We start from the raw sequence: 1,890 nt of genomic DNA, 5'->3' as shown, positions 1-1,890 counted from the left end.
CTTTAGTTGTACGACTATACACCCTTTAGTTGTACGACTATACACCCTTTAGTTGTACGACTATACACCCTTTAGTTGTACGACTATACACCCTTTAGTTGTACGACTATATACCTTTTAGTTGTACAACTATACATCTTTTGGTTGTACGACTATACACCTTTTAGTTGTACGACAATACACCTTTTAGTTGTACGACTATATACCCTTTAGTTGTACGACTATACAGCTTTTGGTGGTACGACTATATACCCTTTAGTTGTACGACTATACAGCTTTTGGTTGTACGGCTATATACCAACTTTTGGTCGAACCATGAAGCGAATAAGTTTACGGCAAGACTTCTGCTCCATCATTTTCTCAGCAAGGAGAATATGGAATGGTTGGCTCAATATGCCGAGTTTGGCTTGATGAATGAGCAGAAGTTGGCTCTAGTCTTCGTGAGAGAAGTGGGTGCGATAGATAATGCTACTTATCGCCAGCTGGATTCTTCGATTACTCATGCCCGTGTACGCTTGGAGATTCATAAACTCTGTGATCTTGGATTCCTAGAGAAAAAAAAGGCAAGGTCGTAACACTTATTATAGAAGAACCTCCAAGGTGGTATCCTTAGGAGAAAGGTTACGACCTTAGTGCGAAAGGTTACCACCTCAGCATGGTACATTTGAGATCGAAAGCCAACCGAATAGTCGTAACGAATTACTGAGGGAACTTCCTAAAGGGCTCCAAGAACGAGTTGCAAAATTAGGAAAGTGGGCATCTCGGGAAAAGGTTAGTCAACTCCTTGTAGATTTATGCGCTTTTAAGCCTTATAGCTACGAAGAGCTTGCTTTGATAATTCAAAGAGCGGCCAAGCCGATGAAGGATAAGTGCATAAAGCCTTTACGATTAGCAAACAAGCTCTTCTATTGGATTCCTGAGATGATTAATCATCCTCTTCAAAAGTATGTTGCTGACCCTTCGATGGCGAGAAGTAATACACAGAAAAAATAAAGAAAAGTCCGTGTGGTATTTACTTACCCATGGACTTTTTGGTTCTTATTTGTACTGAAGTTGGTCATTTTGTTACGGAATCTTAACTGTACGTTAAAAAAAATAATTAGTTTTGTTAGGTAATCTGTAATGTGTATATTTGCCCCCGAATGGTTTAGTGATAGTACTTACCATAATTTTTAAATAGATAAAGATATGAATACAGTTAAAGCTAGACTTTATGTTTGTGGAGATTGTGCGAACAAAATAAAAGATGCAGGTCTTCCTAAAGGTGCTTATAGGTGTCCTCTTATAGTTGATGTTATTAATACTGATATTGTTTGGGATACCACAGATGCTACTGATTGTATTAGAGAAGGGCGTTATCAGTGCATATGTACTAGTAATGCTGATGTTGAACTTTATAAATAATAAATTATGAATAGTTGTATTTTTATTGATTTTGTTGATGCAAATCACTATCGAAAACTAAAGGAGGAGTATAGTGATAAAATTATCGGCACGTGGGATAGAATGTCAGATGTGGTTTCTGTTTTATCCTATGCTGCGAAAAATGTAGTGATATTGTTGCCACCTACAATTACTAAGAATGCTGTGGAATTATGGTTGCTTGCTTTTCAAAAAAGGTTGAAGGAAGAAAATGTATGGTTTGTCTTAAATGTAGGAATATCTGGAATTTCTGAATCTTCAACTTCTTCAGATGTTGTTTTTGATAAAGATGGCTATATGGCAAGAATTCGATACGTTGTTTCTTATCAAAAAATAGTTTGTTAATAGTAGACGAGGAAGGGGGTGTAATTTAAACTGTGTCAAGGCTTGTTCTTAACTTTCATTCCCACTCCCTGCTGGGGGCATGCCCCCAGCAGGGAAGCCTTTTCGGCTGCAAAGTTACATAAT

The 1,890-nt window shown here is 37.5% G+C and carries 3 protein-coding genes; all 3 read left to right on the top strand.

Translation table 11 applies throughout. The features are described from left to right. Positions 1-278 precede the first annotated feature (278 nt). The 3 genes from ACTQ53_RS17360 (at position 279) to ACTQ53_RS17350 (ending at position 1,767) form a co-directional block, all read left to right on the top strand. Positions 279-575, top strand: a complete 297-nt coding sequence (locus ACTQ53_RS17360; RefSeq protein WP_441934549.1) for a hypothetical protein — start codon at positions 279-281, stop codon at positions 573-575. A gap of 613 nt (positions 576-1,188) precedes the next feature. Continuing rightward, a complete protein-coding gene (locus ACTQ53_RS17355) occupies positions 1,189-1,404 on the top strand; it encodes a hypothetical protein (protein ID WP_412287144.1) in 216 nt (71 codons plus the stop codon). 6 nt (positions 1,405-1,410) lie between these two features. Continuing rightward, the gene (locus ACTQ53_RS17350) at positions 1,411-1,767 is read left to right on the top strand and encodes a hypothetical protein (RefSeq protein WP_153086463.1); all 357 of its coding nucleotides are present in this window, start codon (positions 1,411-1,413) and stop codon (positions 1,765-1,767) included. Positions 1,768-1,890: the final 123 nt, after the last annotated feature.

It is taken from the genome of Prevotella sp. Sow4_E9_plate (assembly GCF_052116205.1).
Taxonomy (GTDB): domain Bacteria; phylum Bacteroidota; class Bacteroidia; order Bacteroidales; family Bacteroidaceae; genus Prevotella.
Note: the sequence above shows the minus strand (reverse complement) of the source record. Positions and strands in the feature narration are given on the sequence as shown.

Bases quoted from the DNA above. Each gene is read 5' to 3' on its own strand.
- ACTQ53_RS17355 (WP_412287144.1), top strand. From the start codon at position 1,189: ATGAATACAGTTAAAGCTAGACTTTATGTTTGTGGAGATTGTGCGAAC.
- ACTQ53_RS17350 (WP_153086463.1), top strand. From the start codon at position 1,411: ATGAATAGTTGTATTTTTATTGATTTTGTTGATGCAAATCACTATCGA.